This is a genomic window from Nonomuraea roseola (assembly GCF_039535395.1).
Classification (GTDB): domain Bacteria; phylum Actinomycetota; class Actinomycetes; order Streptosporangiales; family Streptosporangiaceae; genus Nonomuraea; species Nonomuraea roseola.
In genome coordinates this window covers 1,380,389-1,401,477 of the sequence record NZ_BAAAXC010000015.1, presented here as the reverse complement: position 1 = coordinate 1,401,477, position 21,089 = coordinate 1,380,389, and the positions used below count along the sequence as shown (strand labels likewise).

The following is a 21,089-nucleotide window of genomic DNA, read 5'->3' as shown; positions in this document are numbered from 1 at the left end:
GGAAGAGGGGTGAGGGTCAGCCCTTGACCGCGCCCGCCGTGAGCCCGCCGACCAGGTATCGCTGCAGGAACATGAAGGCGGCGATGACGGGGAGCGAGACGACGAACGAGGCGGCCATCAGGTCGGGCCAGGCGGTCTGGAACTCCCCGAGGTAGGTGTGCACGAGTCCGGGCGGCAGCGTCTGGCGGTCGGGGTCGGTCAGCGTGAGGGCGAAGACGAAGTCGTTCCACGCCCTGACGAAGGCGAACAGCCCCGCCGCCACCAGGCCGGGAGCGGCCAGCGGCAGCGCGATCTGGTGCAGCGTGCGCAACCTGGAGGCCCCGTCGATCGCCGCGGCCTCCATCAGCGAGCTGGGCACCGTGTCGAAGATCCCCTTGAGCATCCACACGCACAGCGGCAGCGTGAACGTGGTGAACGAGAGGATCAGCGCCGTGTAGCTGCCCAGCAGCCCCGAGGCGCTGAAGACGGCGTAGAGCGTCACCAGCAGCAGCGCCTGAGGGAACATCTGTGAGGCCAGCACCAGGTGCATGAGCGACTTGCGGCCTCTGTAGCGGAACTTGGAGAAGGCGTAGGCCATGTAGGCGGACACGACCACGCTCAGCACGGCCGTGACCACCGAGACGATCACGCTGTTCACCAGGTAGCCGAACAGCTGCTCGTTCCTGGCGAGGTTGGCGAAGTGGTCGAAGGTGATCTCGGTCGGGAACAGCGAGGGCGGGAAGCTGAAGGCCTTGTCGTCGGGGGTGAACGCGGTGGCGACCAGCCAGTAGACGGGCAGCATGCCGAACAGCCCGATGACCACGACGGCGATCCACGCGGCCAGGCGCGAGCGGACCTGGTCGGGCCTGCGCCGCGCCTTCACCTGGCGGCGTGACACCGAGGCGGGCCTGGTCAGGGTCGCGGTCATGAGCTCTCCTTCGTCTCGCGTCGCAGGTAGAAGGCGACGAGGACGAGCAGCAGCAGCATCCAGAGGCCGCCGAGCGCGGTGGCGTGACCCAGGTCGAAGCCCTTGAACGCGGTGTCGTAGACGGCCACGGCGAAAGTCTTGGTGGAGCCCGCCGGCCCGCCGCCGGTGAGCACGTAGATCGTGTCGAAGTGCTGGAAGTTCCAGATGAACTCCAGCAGCAGCACGATGCCCGCGATGCCCTTCATGTGCGGCAGCGTGACCGACCTGAACCTGCGGACCGCGCCCGCCCCGTCGACCGAGGCCGCCTCGTGCAGCTCCTTGGGCATCGTCTGCAGGCCCGCCAGCAGCATCACCATCATCCAGGGGAAGCTCGCCCAGGTCTTGGTGACGATCACCGCGATCATCGCCGTGACCGGCTGGCCGAGCCACGACACCGTCGACTCGATGAACCCTGCCTGCATAAGCACGCCGTTGAGCACGCCGTAGTTGGCGTTGAAGATCCACAGCCAGAGGAAGGAGACGACCACGCCGGGGATCACCCAGGGGAACAGGAACAGGCCGCGCAGGAACCCGCTGCCCCTGATGCCCGAGTTGAGCGCCAGGGCCAGCGCGTAGCCGACCACGAAGGGGATGAGCGTGGCGCCGATCGTGAACACCAGCGTGTTGCGCAGCACCGGCCAGAAGTCGCCGCCGAGCACGTCGGCGAAGTTGGCGAGGCCGACGAAAGCGCGGCCCGGCCGGACGAGGCTCTGCTCGAAGAACCCCGTGACCAGCGCCGCCACCAGCGGGTAGGCGATGATGGCGAGGAACAGCGCGAGCCCGGGAATCATCAGCAGCCAGGCGAACTGCCCGTCGGACAGCTTCCTGGCACTCATGCCGGGCTCGCGGCGAAGGCGTGGACGGGGCCGACGTAACCCAGGCCGATGCTGATGGAGTCGGCCGTCTCGATGACCGTGCGGGCCAGCTCGGCCTCTCTGGCGGCCAGGTCCATCGCCGACAGGGGGCCCGAGATCGAGATCGCCGCCACGACCTCGCGGGCCTGGTCGCGGATCGGCGCGGCCACGCACGCGCGGCCGAACGCCAGCTCCTCGACCTCCCTGGCGTAGCCGCGGCCGAGCACCGCGGCCAGCTCCTCGTCGAGCCTGGCGTGGGTGGTGAGCGTCTGCGGCGTGAACGGCTGCATCGAGGACTCGGGCAGCAGCTCGCGGCGCTCCTGCGCGCTCAGGCCGAGCAGCAGGCACTTGCCGATGCCGGTGGCGTACAGGGGCTTGCGCTGCCCGGTCAGCACGAACGAGCGGGGCGCCAGCCTGCCCTCGAAGTTCAGCAGGTAGAACATGGAGTCGCCGCGCCTGATCGCCACGTTCACGCCGAGGCCCAGCGTGGCCGCCAGGTCCTGCGCCACCTGGCGGGCCTCGCGGTGCACCGGGTTCTGGTTGAGCGCGACCCCGCCCAGCGTGATCGGCGCGGTGCCCAGGCGGTACAGGCCGCTGAGCTCGTCACGTTCGACGAACTCCAGCGTCTCCAGCGTGGCCAGCAGTCGTGAGGCGGTCGAGGTGCCGAGCCCCGTGGCCTTGGCGACATCCGACACGCGCAGCTCGGGCCGGCCGCTCAGGAACACCCGCAGGACGGAGATCGCCCGTTCCACGCTCTGATTATTGCTCTGATCGGAAGCCACCCTGTCTCCATTGCATGTGATTTGCGGTATGTGGGATGGTTACGCACATGCTGCAAGGCAGTCAACCCCTTGCGACGGCCTGGGTGCGTTGCTTTCCGATAAAGGGCGCTCAGGCGGTTTCGAAATCCGTGCAGAGCCACTGGACGCCCCGGCGCTCGAGCCGGACGGCCAGCACGTGGTGGCGCTCGCCGCAGTGCATGAGCAGGCACATCTCCACCGCCCCCTCCTTCGGCTGCTTGACGTGGGGGCGGCCGACGAGCGGGCGGCTGCCGGTCACGATCATCCGTCCCGCCCGGACGAGTTCGGCGTAGGCGCGGTCGGTGAGGCGGTCGGCCACGGTCTCGGGAGGGCGGCGGCCGGTGAGGATCTCGGCGAGCGCCTGACCGAGGTGGCGCAGGTGCCGCTCGTCGGGGACGGAGCCCGGCGGCCCCCAGACCAGGGGGCGAGGGGCGGCGGGCGCCAGAGCGAGGGAGCCGTGGGTGGCGGGCTCGGGGGCGCGGCGCTCCCCGTCGTACGGCGGGTCGGGGACCGGGGTGAGGGTGACGTGGGGGAGTGGAACGGGACGCAGCCGGGATGGCATGAAACCTCCAACCTCATGGGTGAGAACGTCGCTATAAGGAGTTTTCGGTCCCACGCCCAGATACGTCGGCCGCCAACTTCGCGCTGCCCTGGAGGCTTTTGCGGCGATCAACGAAGAAGATCGCGCGGAGTTGGATCGGTTGGCGCCCAGCTCTCGCCGGATTCCGGCGAGCCCCTGTCGCTCGAGGGGCGCGCCGAATCCATTCCGGACGGTTGCCGGCACGCCTTCCGGCCGTGATCATTCCGGGGATCCGGTTCCCCTGCTCGGGGGGACGGTGTCCTCGTCGGGCTCCCGTCCGGGGGTGAGGATGTCGAGCCTGCGGATCAGGAAGCTGAACAGCAGGTAGTACACGGCGAAGTAGGCCAGCCCGATCAGGATGATCAGCACCAGCCCGTGCGTGTTGGACTTGGTGGCGTTGAGCAGCATGTCGATGCCGCCCGCGGAGAAGCTGAACCCCAGCCGCGTGTCCAGCGCCGCCATCAGCGCCATCGACACGCCCGTGAGCAGCGCGTGGACGACGAACAGCATCGGCGCGACGAAGATGAACGCGAACTCCACCGGCTCGGTGATCCCCGTGACGAACGCGGTCAGCGCGCCGCCGACCATGATGGAGCCCACGGCGGCCCGCTTGTGCGAGGGGGCCGCCCGCCAGATCGCCAGCGCCGCGCCCGGCACGCCGAACATGAGCACGGGGAAGAAGCCGGTCATGAAGATGCCGGCGCCGTCCTGGCCGATCGCGTAGCACTTGAGGTCGCCCGCCGCCTGCACGCCGTTCACGGTGCACTCGGGGATGACGGTCCAGACGATCGAGTTGACGAAGTGGTGCAGGCCGAGGGGGATCAGGAGCCTGTTGGCCACGCCGTAGACGCCGGCGCCGAGCGCGGAGTGGGTGGCCAGCCAGTCGCCGAAGCTGGTGAGCGCGGTGCCGATGGGCGGCCAGACGAGGCCGAAGATCACGCCCAGGGCGAGCGCGGTCACGGCGGTGACGATCGGCACGAAGCGGCGGCCGCCGAAGAAGGCGAGCCAGCTGGGGAGCCTGATCCGGTAGTAGCGCTGCCACAGCACGGCGGCGACCAGGCCGATCATGATGCCGCCGAGCACGCCCGTCGGCTGGGAGGAGGCCGCCTGGTTGATGACCGTCGAGCCGTCTTCCAGGGTGAGGGTGACCTTGGTCTTGACCGCTTCGGCGGAGGAGTCGAAGAACATCCGCCTGGTGACCTGGTCGAAGACGAGGTAGCCGACGAGGGCGGCGAGCGCGGTCGAGCCGTCGGCCTTCTTGGCGAAGCCGATGGCCACCCCGATCGCGAACAGCAGCGGCAGGTTGTCGAAGAGCGCGCCGCCCGCGGCGGCGAAGATGGCGGCCACCTTGTCGAGGAGGGCGTTGTCGGTGCGGCCGAGCAGGTCCTCCTGGCCGAACCTGAGCAGGAGGCCGGCGGCGGGCAGGACCGCGATGGGCATCATCAGCGAACGGCCGACCCGCTGCAGGACGGCGAACGCGGACGACCAGAAGGAGGTGCCGCCCTCGGCGCTCGCAGTGCTCATCCCGACTCCCCCGGCAGATGCTCACGGGGGATGCGGGATATCTACCACGCGCCGTCCTGGGGAAACGCTGTGGTGAAGCGCCAGGTCAGGGGGCGGCGGGCTTGGCGGGGACGGCGCTCTCGCCCGAGTCGACGTCCACCTCAGGCTCGCGTCCAGGCGTCATGATGTTCAGCCGCCTGATCAGGAAGCTGAACACGACGTAGTACACCGCTCCGTAGATCACCCCGACGACCAGGATCCCCGCGAGGTTGTGGGTGTTGGACTTGCTCGCGTTCAGCAGCATGTCCAGCAGCCCCGCCGAGAAGCCGAAGCCGAGCTGCCCGCCGATCAGCGTGGTCACCGCCATCGCGATCCCGGTGAGCACGGCGTGCACCACCAGCAGCACCGGCGCCACGAACAGGAAGGCGAACTCGATCGGCTCGGTGATGCCCGTGACGAAGGAGGCGAGCGCGGCCGAGAGCATGATGCCGCCGACGGCCTTCCGCTTGCCGGGAAGCGCCGCGCGCCAGATGGCCAGGGCGGCGGCGGGCAGGGCGAACATCATGATGGGGAAGAACCCGGCCATGAACTCCCCTGCGTCGGGGTCGCCGCCGAAGTAGCAGTTCCAGTCGCCCGCCAGCGCTCGCCCTCCGACCTGGCACTCCGGCACGACGTACCAGACGATCGAGTTGACGAAGTGGTGCAGGCCGAGCGGCACGAGCAGGCGGTTGAAGAAGCCGTACAGGCCCGTGCCCACGGCCCCCGCGTCGGCCAGCGCCTTGCCCGCCTCGCCTATCCACCCGCCGAGCACCGGCCAGATCCAGCCGATCAGCACGCCCAGCACCAGCGCCGCGATCGAGGTGACGATCGGGACGAAGCGGCGGCCGCCGAAGAAGGCCAGCCACGACGGCAGCTTGATGCGGTAGAAGCGCTGCCAGAGGATCGCGGTCACCAGTCCGATCAGGATGCCGCCGAGCACCTTGGTCGGGTTCTGGACGCCGTAGTTGACGACCTCGGTGATCCCCTGCTCCTTGACCTGGTGGATCATGACCGTGTCGCGGATCGCCGAGTCGAAGAACATCACCTTGCTGACGCGGTCGAAGACGAGGTAGCCCACCACGGCCGCCAGCGCGGTCGAGCCGTCCCCCTTGCGCGCGAACCCGATCGCCACCCCTACCGCGAACAGCAGCGGCAGGTTCTCCAGCAGAGCCTTGCCGGAGGCGTCGAGCACCGCGGCGACGTGCGTCATCCACGTCAGGCCCGACACGTCGGCCAGCCCGCCGGGCTCGGCGCCGTTGGAGCCGAGCATGTCGGGCTGGCCGAACCGCAGTAACAGCGCCGCGGCGGGCAGGGCCGCGATGGGCAGCATGAGCGAGCGGCCCAGACGCTGGAGCACGGCCATGAGACGGGCGAACGGCGAAGGGATCGCGGCGGAGTCGTTCACCGGTCGTTCCTCCGGGGGGTGTCGGGGGGAAGGGAACGGGGTCCTGACGTAGCATGCCGCACCCGTGCGAACCGGTCAGCCGCGGCGGGCGGGGATCTCCAGCATGGTGCGCAACTGGTACCGATCGGCCCGGTAGGTGGAGACACCGAGCTCGGCGCAGACCCCGCCGGCGAACGAGCGCCGCTGCAGCAGCAGCACCGCCCCTCCTCTGGGCAGTTTCAGCAGGTCGGCGTCGCTGGGATCGGCGAGGCCGCCGTCGATGGTCAGCTCGCCCGCGTCCATGACGATCCCGTAGCGCTGCTCCAGCAGCTGGTAGAGCGAGCGTCCCGTGAGGTCGTGATCGGCCAGGTCGGGAGCGAGCGAGACGGGGATGTGCGCCCGCTCGATCGACAGGGGCTCTCCGTCGGCGGTCCGCAGCCGCTCGATGAAGTGCACCTCCTCTCCCGGCTGGATCCCCAGCTCCTTGGCCAGGTGCGCGCTCGCGCGCACGATGCGTCTGTCGAGGTCGCGCGAGCCGGGCTCGAGGCCGCGGGCGCGCATGTCGTTGGTGAAGGAGGTGAGCTGGAGGGCCAGCTCGATCTTCGGCCTGGCGACGAAGGTGCCCTTGCCCGGCACCCTGTGCAGGCGGCCCTCGGAGACGAGGTGGTCGACCGCCTGGCGGACGGTCATCCGCGACAGCCCGAATCGCTGGCAGAGCTCGCGTTCGGACGGGATGGCCGCCCCGATGCTGAGCTCGTTGCTGTCTATGAGATCCAGCAGGATCTCGCGGAGCTGGAAGTACTTGGGCACCGGGCTGTCCGGATCGATGTGCGCCACGGATCCTCCCCTCGATCTGACCTTGAATGATGAGCTATGGTTCGTACTGGTCTAGTCCGGACTAGACCACATGCCGGAAATAGGAGTCAAGCGATGGGGACAAGATGACCACGAGAATGCGCAGCGAGATCGCCGAGCAGCCGGCCGCGCTGCGGGCCACCCTGGACTCCTTGCTCCCCAGAGTCGGCGAGGTGAAGGCGCTCGGCGAGCAGACCCGGCAGTTGCTGTTCATCGCGCGCGGTACCTCCGACAACGCCGCAGTCTACGGCCGCTACCTGGTGGAATCGCACGCGGGCCGTCTGTCGGCCCTCGCCGCGCCCTCCATCGCCACCACCTACAGGCGCAAACTCGATCTCGAAGGCGTGCTTGCCGTCGCGATCTCCCAGTCGGGCAAGACCGAGGAGATCGTGGAGACGCTGACCTGGGCCAAGGAGTGCGGCGCCAGGACCGTCGGCATCACCAACGGGGGCGAGGACAGCCCGCTCGCCCAGGCGGCCGACCTCGCGCTGGTCACGCTGGCGGGCGAGGAGAAGGCGGTCCCCGCCACCAAGACCTACACCACGCAGCTGGCGGCGCTGGCCGTCCTCGCGCTGGGGCTCGGCGCGGACGTGGACGCCGCCGACCTGCAGCGGGTGCCCGACGCCGTCGAGAAGCTGATCGCCGAGCCCGGTGACCTCGAAGCGGTCGTCGAGGGCCTGGCCGACAAGCCCGGCGTGGTCGTCTCGGGCCGCGGCCTGGCCTTCTCCACCGCGCTGGAGACCGCGCTGAAGCTCAAGGAGGCCTGCTACCTGCACGCCATGGGCCTGTCCTACGCCGACCTGCTGCACGGCCCGATCGCCGTCGTGGACGAGGACACCCCCGCGCTGCTGGTCGCGGCGGAGAACAGCCCGACGCTGGCGGGCACGGTCGCCCTGGCCGAGCGCGTGGTCGGCGCGGGTGCGGCGGCCTTCACCGTGGGCGGCGGCGCGGCTCTGGCCAAGGCGGGTACGGCGGCGCTGAACGGCCCCGACCTGCCCGAGTGGGTCGCCCCCATGGGCCTGATCGTTCCTGGGCAGCTGCTCACCGAAGCCCTCGCCAGGCGCCTGGGCATCGACCCCGACGCGCCGCGCGGCCTCAACAAGGTGACCCAGACCGACTGATCGTCCACGGTCGTTTAGCCTGGTCACAGAGACGTAACGACGAGGGAGGACAGATGGCGGCGGACGCGAACGCGATCATCGCCGGGCTCGGTGGTGTGGACAACATCATCGAGATCGAGCCGTGCATCACGCGGCTGCGCACCGAGGTGCACGACGCCTCCAAGGTCGACCAGGCGGTGCTCAAGGCCGCAGGGGCTCACGGGGTGATGGCCGCGGGCAACGTCGTTCAGGTCGTGGTGGGCCCCGAGGCCGACACGATCGCCAGCGACATCGAGGACATCATCGGCTAGAGCGCCGGCGGCGGATTCCCGCCGCCGGCGCTCTGCTGCAGGGGGGACCAATGACCAGCGTTCTCGCTCCGGTTGACGGGGCCGCGGTGGGGCTGGGCGCCGTGCCCGATCCGGTGTTCTCGGCGGGCATGGTCGGGCCCGGGACGGCGATCGACCCGGCGCGGGGGCCTGGCAACGCTGTGGCGCCGATCGACGGAAAGATCATGAAACTGCATCCGCACGCCTACGTCATCGTGGGGGACGACGGCAAGGGCGTGCTGGTGCACCTGGGGATCGACACGGTGCAGCTCAAGGGGGAGGGCTTCAGGCTGCTGGCGGCCGAGGGCGACAGGGTCAGCGCGGGCCAGCCCGTCGTGGAGTGGGATCCCGCGGTGATAGAGGCGGGCGGGCGCTCGCCCGTCTGCCCCGTGGTGGCGCTCGACGCCAGGGCGGAGTCGGTGACCGAGGTCGCCCACGGCCCCGTCCACGTGGGGGACGAGCTCTTCCGATGGGCGTAGACGACGAGCGGGGCAGGGTCCGTGCCGTGGCGCTCTTCGACCTCGACGGCACGCTGATCGACACCGAGCGGCGCAACAGGATGATCTGGCAGATGCTCCTCGACAACCACCAGCTCGACCACGACGTGGCCATCTTCATGGGGCGCAGGGGCAGGGACGTGCTCCCCGAGATCTTCCCCGACCACGACGTGGAGCAGCTGATCGCCGAGGTCTTCAGCTACGACGACCACCCGGGACTGCCCGACGTCGCACCCGTCCCAGGGGCGGCCGAGCTGGTCCGCAAGGTCGCGGCGTACGGCTCGCGCATCGGCCTGGTGACCTCCGCCCGGCGCGACTGGGCCGAGACGCGACTCGACCAGGTCGGGGTCAGGAGCCTGTTCGAGGTGCTCGTGACGGCCGAGGACGTCGAGGTCGGCAAGCCCGACCCCGCCGGCTTCCTGCTGGCCGCCGCCCGGCTGAGGGTGGATCCGGACGATTGCGTAGTCTTCGAGGACTCGGTGGCGGGGATATCCGCGGCGAAAGCGGCGGGTATGAAGTGCGTGGGAGTGGCCACCACCCACGCCGGCGAGGACCTGGCCGACGCCGATCTCGTGGTCGCTGACCTGACCGCGGTCGGCTGGCCGCCCTTTTCATGAGTCCAGGTGGTCTGGACCGGCACAGCAAGGAGGATCCCCGATGGCCGAGCGCAAGGTGACCGTCGAGGCGGAGGTCGGCCTGCACGCCCGACCCGCGGCGACGTTCGTGCAGGCGGCGGCGAAGGCCGACATCGACGTCACCGTGGCCAAGCAGGGCGGCCAGCCCGTCAACGCCAAGAGCATCCTCATGGTGATGGGGCTCGACGTGCGCCAGGGCGAGACGATCGTGATCAGGGCCGAGGGAGAGGGCGCGGAGGAGCTGCTCGACGAGCTGGCCGCGATCGCATCGGCGCCATGACCGTCGCGGGGGTGGGGGTCAGCCCGGGCATCGGGCACGGCCCCGTCTACGTGCTGACCGCCTCGGTGCCCGAACCCCCCGAGGGCGCCACCTACGTGGGCGAGGCGGACGAGGAGAAGGCGCGGGCGCACGCCGCGCTGGAGAAGGTCGCGGCCGACCTGGAGGCGCGCGGCGTCAGGGCCGGCGGCGAGGCGAAGGACGTGCTCGCCGCCCAGGCGATGATGGCCCGCGACCCCGGTCTGGCCGTGGGGGTCGACGCGCTGATCGACCGGGGCACCGCCGCGGAGAGGGCCGTCCACGACTCGTTCGGGACCTACCGCGACCTGCTGACCTCGGCGGGCGGCTACCTGGGCGAGCGGGCGGCCGACCTCGACGACATCAGGGACCGTACGGTCGCCGTGCTGACAGGCCGCCCGATGCCAGGGGTGCCAGACGTGGCGGCCGAGCCGTACGTGCTGGTGGCCAGGGACCTGGCGCCCGCCGACACGGCGCTGCTGTCCAGGGACGTCGTGGCCGCGTTCGTCACGGAGGAGGGCGGCCCGACCAGCCACACCGCGATCCTGGCGCGAGCGATGGGCGTGCCCGCGGTGGTGGCCGCCCGCGGCGCCACAGGGCTGACGCCAGGGGTCCGCGTGCTGGTGGACGGAGCCGCGGGCACGGTCACCGTCGAGCCCGGCGAGCGTGAGGTGGCCGCGGCCAGGCGGCGCTCCGAGGCCAGGGAGCAGGCGCTCAGGGCCGCGACAGGTCCTGGCGCGACCTCCGACGGGCACGCCGTCCCGCTGCTGGCCAACCTCGGCGGGCCTGGCGAGGTGAAGGCGGCGCTGGCCAACGGCGCCGAAGGCGTCGGGCTGTACCGCACGGAGTTCCTCTTCCTCGACAGGAAGCAGCCGCCCACGGGGGCCGAGCAGGAGACGGCCTACCGGGCCGTGCTGGAGGCCTTCCCCGGAGGGAAGGTCGTGGTCCGCACGCTCGACGCGGGCGCCGACAAGCCGCTGGCCTTCCTGCCGCCCCAGGGCGAGGAGCCGAACCCCGCGCTCGGCGAGCGGGGGCTGCGGATGTTCAGGGTGCATCCCGAGGTCATGGCCGAGCAGCTCGACGCGCTCGCCAGGGCGGCCGAGGGGCTGCCGGCGCAGTTGCAGGTGATGGCGCCCATGGTGGCCACGGTGGAGGAGGCGACCTGGTTCACCGAGGCGTGCAGGGCCAGAGGGCTGACCTCGGCGGGCGTGATGATCGAGGTTCCGGCGGCGGCGCTCCGGGCCGGGGATCTCGCGGCGGCCGTGGACTTCTTCTCGATCGGGACCAACGACCTCGCGCAGTACACGTTCGCGGCCGACCGCCAGGTGGGGGCGTTGAGCGCGTTGCAGGACGCGTGGCAGCCCGCCCTGCTCGACCTGATCGCCTCGGCCGTGGGCGAGCACGGCAGGCCGTGCGGGGTGTGCGGCGAGGCGGCGGCCGATCCCGTGCTGGCGTGCGTGCTGGTGGGGCTGGGCGTGTCGACGCTCTCGATGAGCGCTCCCTCGCTGCCTGCCGTACGGGCGGGGCTGGCTGGGCACACGCTGGCGCAGTGCCGCGCCGCGGCCGAGGCCGCCAGGGCGCAGAGCACGGCGGCGGGGGCGAGGGCGGCGGCCCGCGCGGCCCTTCCGCGGCTGGCGGCGCTCGGCCTGTAGCGGGCGAATGACGAGTCGGCCTCAACACCCGCACGCGGCCGATAGTTTGGACACATGGTTCGAGGCATCCGCAGCGCAGGCGTCCTGATGATCGCGACGGCCACCCTGGCGGCGTGCGGAGGCGCGTCGGGCAGCACGGGAGCCGCGGGGGCCGCCGGTTCGGTGGCTCCTCCAGCCGCCGCGTCCACCCCTCCCGCCTCCTCCGCCGCCGCGTCGCCCACGCCGGCCGGGAGCAGGCCCGACACCGTACGGCGGGCGCTGGCGGCGATGAGCGTCGAGGAGAAGGTCGGCCAGCTGTTCATGCCCGTGCTCAACGGCACCTCCGCCGACAGCGCCGCCGAGGGCAACCAGACCTCGTTCGGCGCGAGCACCCCCGCCAAGGTGATCGCCAAGTACCACCTCGGCGGCGTGATCCTCTTCCCCGGCAACATCAAGAGCGTCTCCCAGGTGGTCTCGCTGACCAACGGCATGCAGAAGGCCTCGAAGCGCGTGCCGCTCCTGATCGGCACCGACCAGGAGAACGGCCTGGTCTCCCGGATGTCCGCGCTGGTCACCGACCTGCCGGGGGCCTCGGTCGTCGGCGCCACGCGCAACACGGGCCTGGCCCGCGAAGCGGCGAAGGCCACGGGGGCCGAGCTGAAGGCGCTCGGTGTCAACCTCGACTTCGCCCCCGTGGCGGACGTCAACATCGACCCGAAGAACCCGGTCATCGGCAAGCGCGCCTTCGGCGACGACCCTTCGCGCGTCGCCCAGATGGTCGCCGCCTCCGTCAAGGGCTTCCACGACGCCGGCGTCGCCGCCACGGCCAAGCACTTCCCTGGCCACGGCGACACCAGGACCGACAGCCACACGGGGCTGCCGGTCATCAAGCACACCCGCGCCCAGTGGGCCTCGCTCGACGCGCCGCCGTTCAAGGCCGCGATCGGCGCCGACGTGGACGCGATCATGAGCGCGCACATCGTCATGCCCAAGCTCGACCCCTCGGGCGACCCCGCCACGCTGTCCAAGCCCATCCTGACCGGGCTGCTGCGCGACAAGCTCGGCTTCGACGGCGTCGTCTCCACCGACGCGCTCAACATGGAGGGCGTGCGCAAGAAGTACAACGACGGCGAGGTCGCCGTGCGCGCCGTGCTGGCGGGCGCCGACCTGCTGCTCATGCCGCCGAGCCTGCCCAAGGCCTACGGCGCGGTGCTGGCGGCGGTGAAGTCGGGCCGCATCTCGCAGCAGCGTCTCGACGAGTCGGTGACCAGGCTCCTCGAGCTCCGGCAGAAGCGCGGCTTCCTCAAGGCGGCCCCCGTCGCCTCGGCGGCCCAGGCCGCCAAGGTGCTCCGCTCGGCCGAGCACCGCAGGCTGGCGGCCAGGATCGAGCGCGCGGCCCGCTGATCCCCCTTTCAGGGGAAGATAGGCTGCACCCCATGGTCAAGGGAGTCCTGATCGACTGGGGCGGAGTGCTGACCACGAGCATGTCCGAGGCCGTCGCCACCTGGATCGAGTCCGACCGTCTCGACGGCGAGCACTACCGCACGGTCATGCGCGAGCTGCTCCGCCAGGAGAGCGCCGTCCACGCCCTCGAACGCGGCGAGATCACCGCCGTGGAGTTCGAGCGCGAGCTGGCCGCCAGGCTGCGCACCGTCGACGGCACGGCGCCCCTCGCCGACGGCCTGCTCACCCGGATGTTCCTCGGCTTCCAGCGCGTCGACGCCATGTACGACATGCTGCTCAAGGCCCGTACGGCAGGCATCAAGATCTGCCTGCTCTCCAACTCGTGGGCCAACGAGTACCCGCGCGACGGCTGGGACGAGATCTTCGACGCCGTCGTCATCTCGGGCGAGATCGGCATGCGCAAGCCCGAGCCGCGCATCTTCCAGCACGCCCTCGGCCTCATCGGGCTGACCGGTCCCGAGTGCGTCTTCATCGACGACATCGAGGTCAACATCGCCGCGGCCCGCTCGCTGGGGATCATCGGCATCCACCACATCGACCCTGACACGACCATCGCCGAGCTGGAGACGCTGCTGGGTGTCCCCCTGCGATGATGGGTCCCTTGAACGTCGTGAAAGGTTTCCGATGCGCGTATACCTGCCGAGCACCCTTCCCGCGCTGGCCCGCGCCGCGGCCGAGGGCGAGCTCGGCCCGGCCCCGCTGACCGGCTACGCGGTGACCCCCGCGCTGACCGAGTGGTACGCCTCCGGCGACACCGAGGAGCTGGAGTACGTCGCCCTCACGGAGGCGGCCCGCGCCTCGCTGCGCATGCTCGCCGCCGACAGGGCCGACGGAGTCGCCGCCGCCCCCCGGCGCGTGGTCGTGGCCGTCGAGGTGCCAGACGGCGCCCTGTCCATGGGCGCCGACCTGGAGGAGAGGGCGAGGGTACGGCTGGCGGAGTCGGTGCCCATGGCCAAGGTCGCCGCCGTCCACATCGACGACGGCGGCGCGGCCGACGACATCGAGGCCGCCATCGCCGCGCTGCCCGCCTCCGACGGCGGCGACGACGACGCCAGGTTCACCGTCGACGGCGCCGAGGCGCACGAGCTGATGTGGTACGCCACCCAGGAGATCCCCGACCTCCTCGGCTGAGCGTGAACCTCTCACTCTCCTGCAGACCGGAGAATGGACGGCATGACGCAGCACATCGTGTGGGACTGGAACGGAACCCTCTTTCACGACATCGACGCCGTGGTGGGCGCCACGAACGAGGTGTTCAAGCCCTACGGCCTGCCGGGGCTGACCGCCGACGGGTTCAGGGCCGTCTACACGCGCCCGATCTGGCTGGCCTACGAGCGCATGCTCGGGCGGGCGCTGATGGAGGGCGAGTGGGAGGAGCTCGACAGGGGCTTCCACACCAGCTACTTCCAGCTCATGGCGGCCTGCGGTCTCGCGGCCGACGCCGAGGCCTCCCTCAGGGGCTGGACGGGCACCCAGTCGCTGTGCTCGATGGCCCCGCACGACCATCTGGTCCCGACGATCACCTCCTTCGGCATCGACGGCCACTTCACCAGGGTCGACGGGCTGACCGGCACGACCGGCGGTGAGAAGGCCGAGCACATGGCCACCCACATCGCGGCGCTCAGCATCGAGCCCTCGCAGGTCCTGGTGATCGGTGACAGCGTGGACGACGGGATGGCGGCCGCCTACGTGGGCGCGAGGGCCGTGCTCTACACGGGCGGGATGACGCCGCGCGAGGCGTTGGAGGCGACGGGCTGGCCGGTCGTCGACACGCTGGCCGCAGCGCTCGACCATGCCTGACTCGACGATGCCAAATCGCCCCGCCGGCTTATGCGTCGCGCCGGCTGGCCGTACTCTGGCGGCGTACTTGCGAGGGAGGACGCCATCAACCGTCTCGTGCTCTGGAACGTCGACCTGACACTGGTCGACGTCGCGATCGTCACCAGGGACGCCTACGCCGAGGCCTTCCGGCGGGTCACGGGGCGGCCGCTGGTCAAACTGGCCCCCGCCATGGGCCGTCCCGACTCCGAGATCGTCTTCGAGACGCTCGCCGTCAACGGGATCCCCGCCGAGGACGACCACCTGCCGCGCTTCCTCGCCGCGCTGGCCGTCGCCTTCGCCGGCAGGCGCAAGCGACTGGCCAAGGAGGGACGCATGCTCCCAGGCGCCAAGGACGCGCTGAAGGCGGTGTCGAGACTCGACGGCGTCGTCCAGTCGGTGCTCACGGGCACGATCAAGGGCAACGCCGTGCACAAGCTCCAGGCGTTCGGCCTGGACAAGCACGTCGACTTCGACCTGGGCGGCTACGGTGAGGAGGTCTACCCGAAGGCGACGCTGCTGCAGGTGGCCCAGGGCAGGGCCAAGCAGCGCCACGGCACGCCTTTCACGGCGGCCAACACCGTGCTGATCGGCGACTCCACCCGCGACGTGCAGGCGGCGCGCATCGGCGGCGCGGCGATGGTGGCCGTCGCGTCGGGCCGCTCGACGGCGGCGGAGCTGCGCGAGGCGGGAGCGGACGTCGTGCTGCCCGACCTGTCGAACGCCTCGGAGGTCGTGGCCGCGGTCGCCGGCCTCACCTCTCCTGTCGACCGCAAAGCCGGCTAGCCACCGAAAAGGGCCTCGCTGTGGGGCGCTTCGCGGCGAGGCGCCGATTGTGCGGCCGTTTCTGCGCGCCTGGCGGTAGTCGTCAGCTCAGGTTCTGGAGGAAGCGGGCGGACACGGGGGCGGCGACCGCCGAGCCGGCTCCCGCGCCCTCCACGACCACCGCGAAGGCCAGGTCGCCCTGGTAGCCGATGAACCACGAGTGCGCGGGAGGTTCCTTGCCCGAGCCGTACTCCGCCGTGCCGGTCTTGCCCGCCGACCCCGCGGGGAACCGTACGGCATGGGCCGTGCCCTCGCTGATCACCGCTGGCATGAGGTCGCGCAGCGCGCCGACCACGGATGGTTCCAGCCTGCGCGGAGCCGAGCCGCCCTTGGGAACCAGGTCGGCGGCGACGAGCCTGGGCGGGCGCCAGGTGCCGTTGCCGATGGCGGCGGCCACGGCGGCCATGCTGAGCGGGCTGGCCAGCACGCGTCCCTGTCCGATGGAGGCGGAGGCGAGGTCGGTGTCGTCCCTGGGCGCGGGGAACTCGGCCCGTACGGCGGGCACCCCCGGCATGATCGGGGCGCCGAAGCCGAAGCTGGCCGCGACCTCGCCGAGCCGTCCGCCCTTCAGCGACGACACCGCCATCGCGCCGAAGGTGGTGTTGCACGAGTGGGCGAAGGCGTCCCTGAAGGGCAGCGTGCCGAACTCGCGGAAGCCGGCGTTGTGGAAGGGGAAGCCGCCGATGTTCTGCTCGGCCGGGCACTGCACGGTCTTGTCGGGTTGGAGGCCGTCGGCGACCAGGGCGGAGGCGGTGACGACCTTGAAGGTCGAGCCGGGCGGATACTTCCCCAGCAGGGCGCGGTTGAAGCCGCCAGGCTTGTTGACCACGGCCAGGATCTCGCCGGTCGAGGGGCGCATCGCCACCAGAGAGGCGGGCTTGGAGATGTCCTCCAGCGCGTCGGCCCCGGCCCTGTGGACGCGCAGATCGATGCTGGTCTGGAGCGGCTTGCCCTTGGTCGCGCCCTTCTCGGCCACGGTCTCGACGAACGTGTCGCCCTTGTAGAGGTTGAGCTTGGTGGAGGAGCTGCCGGTGACACGGTCCTTGTAGGTCTCCTTCAGCCCTTCGACGAGCTGCTGGACCGAGCCCGGGGCGTCGGAGCCGTCGATGCGGGTGCCGTCGGCCGCGGTGATGGGGGCGGTCTCGGGCTCGGAGGTGACGACCTTGAAGGCGGCCTTGTGGCCGAGCTTCGGATGGATGGCCGTCGTCGACCAGGCGACCTTCCACGTGCCGTCCCATTCGCCGACCGCGAGGCGCCCCTCGTAGGTCCAGTCGACGGCGCCGCGCAACCGGGCGGTGAAGGGGACGATCCTGCCCTCCTCGTTCTCCTGCCGGGGCTCGCCTGCCTCGAAGGTGGCGGCGGTGAGGCGGAGCTCCTTGGCGAAGCGCTGGTAGGCGGCGGCGAAGTCGGCGGGAGCTTCGTTGACGAGCCCCTTCATCGCCGCGTAGTCCTGACGGGACCAGGCCGACAGGAACGCCTCGGCGGTCGCCTCCGGCGAACCCGCGGTGCGCGTCACCCAGATCACGCCGCCCGCGACGAGGGCAGGCACCAGGAGCCCCGCGGTGACCAGCGGCCACTTTCTCCTGCGCCTGCGCTCCGGCCTGAGGGTGCTGAGTTCGTGCATGCGGCGAGCAGACCAGACATGCCGCGATGCTGTCCAATACGGATATCGGATCCCATTCGATATGGAACCGGATATAGTTCCTGGTCATGGACCTGGTCCGGCACCTCTACTACTTCACGGTGGTGGCCGAAGAAAGGCACTTCGGCAACGCGGCCATCCGCCTCGGCATGGCCCAGCCTCCGCTCAGCCAGCGCATCAAACGCCTGGAGGAGGAGCTGGGCGCCAGGCTCTTCGACCGCTCCGCCAGGCAGGTGCGGCTCACCGAGGCGGGCAGGCTGCTGCTGCCCGAGGCGCGCGAGGTCGTGGCCCGCGTCGAAAGACTTCGCGAGCTCGTACGGCACGGCGAGGCCCGCACCCTCAAGGTGGCGCTGCCTCCCGACCTCGGTGCCACGGCCATCGCCGCCCTCGTGGCCCGCTTCAGGGAGGAGAGCCAGGGGCTCAGGCTGGCCCCGGCCGAGATGTGGACGGCCGACCAGGTGGGCGCCCTCAGCGAGGGCCTGATCGACGTCGGCGTGGTCCGCCACCCCGTCACCGCTCCCGGCCTGCGCTTCGGCCAGGTGCTCGTGCAGACCCCCGGCGTGCTCCTCGCCGAGACCGACCCGCTGACCGAGGGCTCCAGCGTGCACCTGCAGGACCTGGCGGGGCGTGAGCTGCTGCTGTTCCCGCAGGAGGGCGAGCCGGGCGCGCACGCCGAGACGCTGTCGGACTGCCGCAGGAACGGCTTCGTTCCCGCCGAGGTGCATCATGGGATCGGGCTCGGGCTGGTGCTCGCGGGTTCGGCCGTCGCGTTCGGCGCCGAGGTGTCGCTTCCCGGCGTGGTCTGGCGTCCGCTGCTCGGCTCGCCGCTGGCCTGGCGCGTGTCGACGGCGTGGCGGGTCGAGACGCCGGAGGTGGCGGCTTTCGCGGCGACAGCCGTACGAACGTTGAAGGAGAGTGCCGGGATGACCGAGGAGGGCGCCGCGCCCGTGCGGCAGGTCAGGCGGCGTCCGGCGATGGGCTTCCTGGCATGAACCTCGAGGAGGTCTTCAGGCGGGCCGGGGTGGTGGGCTCGCTGCACGCCGTCGATCTCGACAGCGGAGCGGAGGTGTCGCACCTGGCCGACGAGCCGGTGCCGACGGCGTCGGTGTTCAAGCTGCCCCTGCTGGCGGCCTTCGCCAGGCAGGCCGACGCGGGCGTGCTCGATCCTCGCGAGCGCGTGACCGTCAGGGAGCGGCTCCCCGGTGACCTGGGCATGGGCGCGATGCTGGACGACGTCACGATGTCGCTGCGCGACCTGGCGTACCTGATGATCGCGGTGAGCGACAACGCCTCGGCCGACGTCCTCGCGGGCAGGGTCGGCCTGGAGCGGGTCAACGCGATGCTCGACGGGTTCGGCCTGTCCGCGACGAGGGTGGTCCACAACTGCGCGGGACTGCTCGCCACGGTCAGGGAGGACTCGGGCGACGAGTGGCCCGTGGTCGATCCCGAGATCCTGGCGAAGCTGCGGGCGCTCGACCCGGCGCAGAGCAACAGGAGCACGCCACGCGAGACGACCGCGCTGCTCGGTCTCATCTGGCGCGATGAGGCGGCCTCGCCCGAGCAGTGCGCGTGGATGCGCCGGCTGCTCGGCCTGCAGGTGTGGCCGCACCGGCTGTCGTCGGGCTTCCCCTACGACGACGTCGCGGTCAGCGGCAAGACCGGCACGCTGCCCACGCTGCGCGCCGAGGCGGGCGTGGTGGAGTACCCCGACGGCGGGCGTTACGCGGTGGCGGTCTTCACTCGCGCCTTCAGCCCGGCGCTCAACCAGCCGCGCGCCGACGCGGTGATCGGGACCGCCGCCCGTATGGCTGTGGACCACCTACGCGGGTAGGGGGTTGTGTGGGCGGCGATGATGACTTTCCGTTCGGGCGGCGACAGGATGGGACACATGGTTGCTGAAGGTGAACTGCTGTGGGAGCCGACCCCTTCCGTGGTGGCGAACGCCAAGATCACCCGCTATCTCGCGAGCGTGGGGCGTGCCGACTACCAGGACGCGTGGCAGTGGTCCGTCGAGGACCCCGCGGCGTTCTGGACGTCTGTGTGGGACTACTTCGGCGTGGTCGGTGAGCGTGGTGACGGGCCCGTCATGACTGGGACGATGCCCGGCGTCGAATGGTTCACAGGCAGTTCACTGAATTACGCGGAGAACGCGCTGCGCCGCGCCGACGGCCCCGCGGTGATCTTCCACTCGGAGGAGGGACCGCGCCGCGTCATCACCATGCGCGAGCTCCGCGCCGAGGTCGCGCGGGTCAGGACAGGCCTGGTCAAGCTGGGGGTTCGCAGGGGCGACAGGGTGGCGGGCTACCTGCCGAACATCCCCGAGGCGCTCATCGCCTTCCTCGCGACCGCCTCGCTGGGCGCGATCTGGTCGGCCGGTTCTCCCGATTTCGGAGTGCCCAGCATCGTGGACCGTTTCACGCAGATCGAGCCGAAGGTGCTGATCGCGGTGGACGGCTACCGCTACGGCGGCAAGAGCTTCGACAGGTCGGAGGCCGTGCGCGACATCGCAGCCGCGCTGCCCTCGCTGCGCGCCACGGTGTGGATCCCCTACCTCGTCGCAGCCGAGGAGGGACTGCCGCCCCAGCAGGCCGAACCGGCCTCCACGCACGCCGCGGCGCTGCCTCACGGCGAGGTGATCGGCTGGGAGGGGCTGCGCGCGGAGGAGGGGCCGCTGGAGTTCGAGCGGGTGCCCTTCGGCCATCCGCTGTGGATCCTCTACTCCAGCGGGACCACAGGACTGCCCAAGCCGATCGTCCACGGCCACGGCGGCGTGGTGCTCGAACACCTCAAGTCGCTCTCCTTCCACCAGGACCTGGGCGAGGGGGATGTGTTCTTCTGGTACACCACCACGGGGTGGATGATGTGGAACTACCTCGTCGGCGGGCTGCTGGTGGGCTCCACGGTCGTGCTCTACGACGGGGCGCCCGCGGACCTGTGGAGCATCGCGGCGGACGAGGGCGTGACGTACTTCGGGACGGGCGCGCCGTACATCGTCTCGTGCATGAAGGCGGGCGCGCGGCCCACGGGGCTGTCCTCGCTGAAGGGGGTCGGGTCGACGGGCTCGCCGCTGCCGCCTGAGGGGTTCGCGTGGCTGGCCGAGGCGCTGCCGGGGGTGCCCGTCGGGTCGTTCTCCGGCGGGACCGACGTGTGCACGGGCTTCGTCGGCGCCACGCCGCTGCACCCGATCCGCGCCGGGGTCATCCCGTGCAGGTCGCTCGGCGCGCGGGTGGAGGCCTTCGACCCCTCGGGCAAGCCGGTGATCGGAGAGGTCGGTGAGCTGGTGCTGACCCGGCCGATGCCGTCCATGCCGGTGATGTTCTGGAACGACCCCTCCGGCGACCGGTACCGCGACAGCTACTTCGACGTGTACCAGGGGGTGTGGCGGCACGGCGACTGGATCAAGATCTCCGAGGACGGCAGCTGCGTGATCTACGGCCGCTCCGACTCGACGCTGAACCGCGGCGGGGTGCGGATGGGCACCAGCGAGTTCTACCGGGTCGTGGAGCGCTTTCCCGAGATCGCCGACAGCCTGGTGATCGACACGGGCCAGCTCGGGCAGGAGGGGCGGCTGCTGCTGTACGTCACGCTCGTGGATGGGGAGGTCACCCCTGAGCTGGAGGGACGGCTGAAGGCGGCGCTGAGGGAGGAGCTGTCGCCCAGGCACGTGCCGAACGAGATCATCGCGGTGCCGGGGATCCCTCGGACGTTGTCGGGCAAGAAGCTGGAGGTGCCGGTGCGGAAGATCCTGCTCGGCACACCTGTCGAGCAGGCGGCCAACCGGGACGCGATGGCCAACCCTGAGGTCCTCGACCACTTCCGGCCCTAGCCCCTCCGCGAAGGCCACCGGCGAGTCTCCTCCAAGAGACGCCGACGAGCGTTTTCGGAGGAGGTT

Annotated in this window: 22 protein-coding genes; 14 read left to right on the top strand and 8 right to left on the bottom strand. The window is 70.9% G+C overall.

Annotated elements, in window-relative coordinates:
- Positions 1-16: 16 nt before the first annotated feature.
- The 7 genes from ABFX55_RS29565 to ABFX55_RS29535 all read right to left on the bottom strand — a co-directional run bounded on the left by ABFX55_RS29565 (position 17) and on the right by ABFX55_RS29535 (position 6,943).
- Complete coding sequence (locus tag ABFX55_RS29565) at positions 17-907, bottom strand: carbohydrate ABC transporter permease (RefSeq protein ID WP_346126019.1); 891 nt, start codon at positions 905-907, stop codon at positions 17-19.
- Entirely contained in the window at positions 904-1,782 is an 879-nt protein-coding gene (locus ABFX55_RS29560) for a carbohydrate ABC transporter permease (RefSeq protein ID WP_346126018.1), read from the bottom strand. The genes ABFX55_RS29565 and ABFX55_RS29560 overlap by 4 nt, the downstream gene beginning before the upstream one ends.
- A complete protein-coding gene (locus tag ABFX55_RS29555) occupies positions 1,779-2,552 on the bottom strand; it encodes an IclR family transcriptional regulator (RefSeq protein ID WP_346126017.1) in 774 nt (257 codons plus the stop codon). The genes ABFX55_RS29560 and ABFX55_RS29555 overlap by 4 nt, the downstream gene beginning before the upstream one ends.
- Before the next feature lie 139 nt (positions 2,553-2,691).
- The gene (locus tag ABFX55_RS29550; RefSeq protein WP_346126016.1) at positions 2,692-3,162 is read right to left on the bottom strand and encodes an Rv3235 family protein; all 471 of its coding nucleotides are present in this window, start codon (positions 3,160-3,162) and stop codon (positions 2,692-2,694) included.
- Between the two features lie 237 nt (positions 3,163-3,399).
- Positions 3,400-4,704, bottom strand: a complete 1,305-nt coding sequence (locus tag ABFX55_RS29545) for a PTS transporter subunit EIIC (protein ID WP_346126015.1) — start codon at positions 4,702-4,704, stop codon at positions 3,400-3,402.
- Between the two features lie 85 nt (positions 4,705-4,789).
- Complete coding sequence (locus ABFX55_RS29540; RefSeq protein ID WP_346126014.1) at positions 4,790-6,127, bottom strand: PTS transporter subunit EIIC; 1,338 nt, start codon at positions 6,125-6,127, stop codon at positions 4,790-4,792.
- 75 nt (positions 6,128-6,202) lie between these two features.
- Positions 6,203-6,943 (bottom strand): GntR family transcriptional regulator, encoded by a 741-nt coding sequence (locus tag ABFX55_RS29535; protein WP_183649917.1) that lies wholly within the window; start codon positions 6,941-6,943, stop codon positions 6,203-6,205.
- 104 nt (positions 6,944-7,047) lie between these two features.
- On the opposite strand from ABFX55_RS29535, the gene ABFX55_RS29530 reads away from it, so the two are divergent.
- From ABFX55_RS29530 to ABFX55_RS29480, 11 genes are all read left to right on the top strand, one after another.
- Entirely contained in the window at positions 7,048-8,082 is a 1,035-nt protein-coding gene (locus ABFX55_RS29530) for an SIS domain-containing protein (RefSeq protein ID WP_344831892.1), read from the top strand.
- Entirely contained in the window at positions 8,082-8,372 is a 291-nt protein-coding gene (locus tag ABFX55_RS29525; protein ID WP_346131293.1) for a PTS sugar transporter subunit IIB, read from the top strand. The genes ABFX55_RS29530 and ABFX55_RS29525 overlap by 1 nt, the downstream gene beginning before the upstream one ends.
- Before the next feature lie 50 nt (positions 8,373-8,422).
- Positions 8,423-8,869, top strand: coding sequence for a PTS sugar transporter subunit IIA (locus ABFX55_RS29520; protein WP_346126013.1), 447 nt, complete (start codon positions 8,423-8,425; stop codon positions 8,867-8,869).
- Positions 8,860-9,504, top strand: coding sequence for an HAD family hydrolase (locus ABFX55_RS29515; protein WP_346126012.1), 645 nt, complete (start codon positions 8,860-8,862; stop codon positions 9,502-9,504). The genes ABFX55_RS29520 and ABFX55_RS29515 overlap by 10 nt, the downstream gene beginning before the upstream one ends.
- Before the next feature lie 40 nt (positions 9,505-9,544).
- Entirely contained in the window at positions 9,545-9,802 is a 258-nt protein-coding gene (locus ABFX55_RS29510; RefSeq protein ID WP_346126011.1) for an HPr family phosphocarrier protein, read from the top strand.
- Positions 9,799-11,469 (top strand): phosphoenolpyruvate--protein phosphotransferase, encoded by a 1,671-nt coding sequence (gene ptsP / locus ABFX55_RS29505; protein ID WP_346126010.1) that lies wholly within the window; start codon positions 9,799-9,801, stop codon positions 11,467-11,469. The genes ABFX55_RS29510 and ptsP overlap by 4 nt, the downstream gene beginning before the upstream one ends.
- A 54-nt stretch (positions 11,470-11,523) precedes the next feature.
- A complete protein-coding gene (gene nagZ, locus ABFX55_RS29500) occupies positions 11,524-12,852 on the top strand; it encodes a beta-N-acetylhexosaminidase (RefSeq protein ID WP_346126009.1) in 1,329 nt (442 codons plus the stop codon).
- Between the two features lie 32 nt (positions 12,853-12,884).
- Positions 12,885-13,505 carry an HAD family hydrolase gene (locus ABFX55_RS29495; RefSeq protein WP_346126008.1) on the top strand — a complete coding sequence of 207 codons (621 nt, stop codon included), beginning with the start codon at positions 12,885-12,887 and terminating at the stop codon, positions 13,503-13,505.
- A 31-nt stretch (positions 13,506-13,536) separates the two neighbouring features.
- Complete coding sequence (locus tag ABFX55_RS29490; RefSeq protein ID WP_346126007.1) at positions 13,537-14,043, top strand: DUF6912 family protein; 507 nt, start codon at positions 13,537-13,539, stop codon at positions 14,041-14,043.
- Between the two features lie 42 nt (positions 14,044-14,085).
- Positions 14,086-14,712: an HAD family hydrolase gene (locus ABFX55_RS29485; protein WP_346126006.1), complete on the top strand. Its 627-nt coding sequence runs from the start codon at positions 14,086-14,088 to the stop codon at positions 14,710-14,712.
- 96 nt (positions 14,713-14,808) lie between these two features.
- Positions 14,809-15,516 carry an HAD family hydrolase gene (locus ABFX55_RS29480; RefSeq protein ID WP_346126005.1) on the top strand — a complete coding sequence of 236 codons (708 nt, stop codon included), beginning with the start codon at positions 14,809-14,811 and terminating at the stop codon, positions 15,514-15,516.
- 82 nt (positions 15,517-15,598) lie between these two features.
- Here the strand turns inward: ABFX55_RS29480 and ABFX55_RS29475 are convergent, their stop codons facing one another.
- On the bottom strand, positions 15,599-17,179 hold the full coding sequence (locus ABFX55_RS29475; protein WP_346126004.1) for a penicillin-binding transpeptidase domain-containing protein: 1,581 nt from the start codon (positions 17,177-17,179) through the stop codon (positions 15,599-15,601).
- 86 nt (positions 17,180-17,265) lie between these two features.
- Between ABFX55_RS29475 and ABFX55_RS29470 the strand changes: the two genes are divergently transcribed.
- Genes ABFX55_RS29470 through ABFX55_RS29460 form a run of 3 tightly spaced genes read left to right on the top strand, consistent with a single transcriptional unit; the run spans position 17,266 to position 21,023 of the window.
- Positions 17,266-18,189: a LysR family transcriptional regulator gene (locus ABFX55_RS29470; RefSeq protein ID WP_346126003.1), complete on the top strand. Its 924-nt coding sequence runs from the start codon at positions 17,266-17,268 to the stop codon at positions 18,187-18,189.
- Positions 18,186-19,028 (top strand): serine hydrolase, encoded by an 843-nt coding sequence (locus tag ABFX55_RS29465; RefSeq protein WP_346126002.1) that lies wholly within the window; start codon positions 18,186-18,188, stop codon positions 19,026-19,028. The genes ABFX55_RS29470 and ABFX55_RS29465 overlap by 4 nt, the downstream gene beginning before the upstream one ends.
- Positions 19,029-19,085: 57 nt before the next feature.
- Positions 19,086-21,023, top strand: coding sequence for an acetoacetate--CoA ligase (locus tag ABFX55_RS29460; protein WP_346126001.1), 1,938 nt, complete (start codon positions 19,086-19,088; stop codon positions 21,021-21,023).
- Positions 21,024-21,089: the final 66 nt, after the last annotated feature.

Excerpts from the sequence above, each read along its gene's own strand:
- ABFX55_RS29460 (WP_346126001.1), top strand. The coding sequence starts at position 19,086 with ATGGTTGCTGAAGGTGAACTGCTGTGGGAGCCGACCCCTTCCGTGGTG.
- ABFX55_RS29465 (WP_346126002.1), top strand. The coding sequence starts at position 18,186 with ATGAACCTCGAGGAGGTCTTCAGGCGGGCCGGGGTGGTGGGCTCGCTG.
- ABFX55_RS29560 (WP_346126018.1), bottom strand. The coding sequence starts at position 1,782 with ATGAGTGCCAGGAAGCTGTCCGACGGGCAGTTCGCCTGGCTGCTGATG.
- ABFX55_RS29530 (WP_344831892.1), top strand. The coding sequence starts at position 7,048 with ATGACCACGAGAATGCGCAGCGAGATCGCCGAGCAGCCGGCCGCGCTG.
- ptsP (WP_346126010.1), top strand. The coding sequence starts at position 9,799 with ATGACCGTCGCGGGGGTGGGGGTCAGCCCGGGCATCGGGCACGGCCCC.
- ABFX55_RS29490 (WP_346126007.1), top strand. The coding sequence starts at position 13,537 with ATGCGCGTATACCTGCCGAGCACCCTTCCCGCGCTGGCCCGCGCCGCG.
- ABFX55_RS29510 (WP_346126011.1), top strand. The coding sequence starts at position 9,545 with ATGGCCGAGCGCAAGGTGACCGTCGAGGCGGAGGTCGGCCTGCACGCC.
- nagZ (WP_346126009.1), top strand. The coding sequence starts at position 11,524 with ATGGTTCGAGGCATCCGCAGCGCAGGCGTCCTGATGATCGCGACGGCC.
- ABFX55_RS29520 (WP_346126013.1), top strand. The coding sequence starts at position 8,423 with ATGACCAGCGTTCTCGCTCCGGTTGACGGGGCCGCGGTGGGGCTGGGC.
- ABFX55_RS29495 (WP_346126008.1), top strand. The coding sequence starts at position 12,885 with ATGGTCAAGGGAGTCCTGATCGACTGGGGCGGAGTGCTGACCACGAGC.
- ABFX55_RS29550 (WP_346126016.1), bottom strand. The coding sequence starts at position 3,162 with ATGCCATCCCGGCTGCGTCCCGTTCCACTCCCCCACGTCACCCTCACC.
- ABFX55_RS29545 (WP_346126015.1), bottom strand. The coding sequence starts at position 4,704 with ATGAGCACTGCGAGCGCCGAGGGCGGCACCTCCTTCTGGTCGTCCGCG.
- ABFX55_RS29475 (WP_346126004.1), bottom strand. The coding sequence starts at position 17,179 with ATGCACGAACTCAGCACCCTCAGGCCGGAGCGCAGGCGCAGGAGAAAG.
- ABFX55_RS29565 (WP_346126019.1), bottom strand. The coding sequence starts at position 907 with ATGACCGCGACCCTGACCAGGCCCGCCTCGGTGTCACGCCGCCAGGTG.
- ABFX55_RS29515 (WP_346126012.1), top strand. The coding sequence starts at position 8,860 with ATGGGCGTAGACGACGAGCGGGGCAGGGTCCGTGCCGTGGCGCTCTTC.
- ABFX55_RS29485 (WP_346126006.1), top strand. The coding sequence starts at position 14,086 with ATGACGCAGCACATCGTGTGGGACTGGAACGGAACCCTCTTTCACGAC.
- ABFX55_RS29470 (WP_346126003.1), top strand. The coding sequence starts at position 17,266 with ATGGACCTGGTCCGGCACCTCTACTACTTCACGGTGGTGGCCGAAGAA.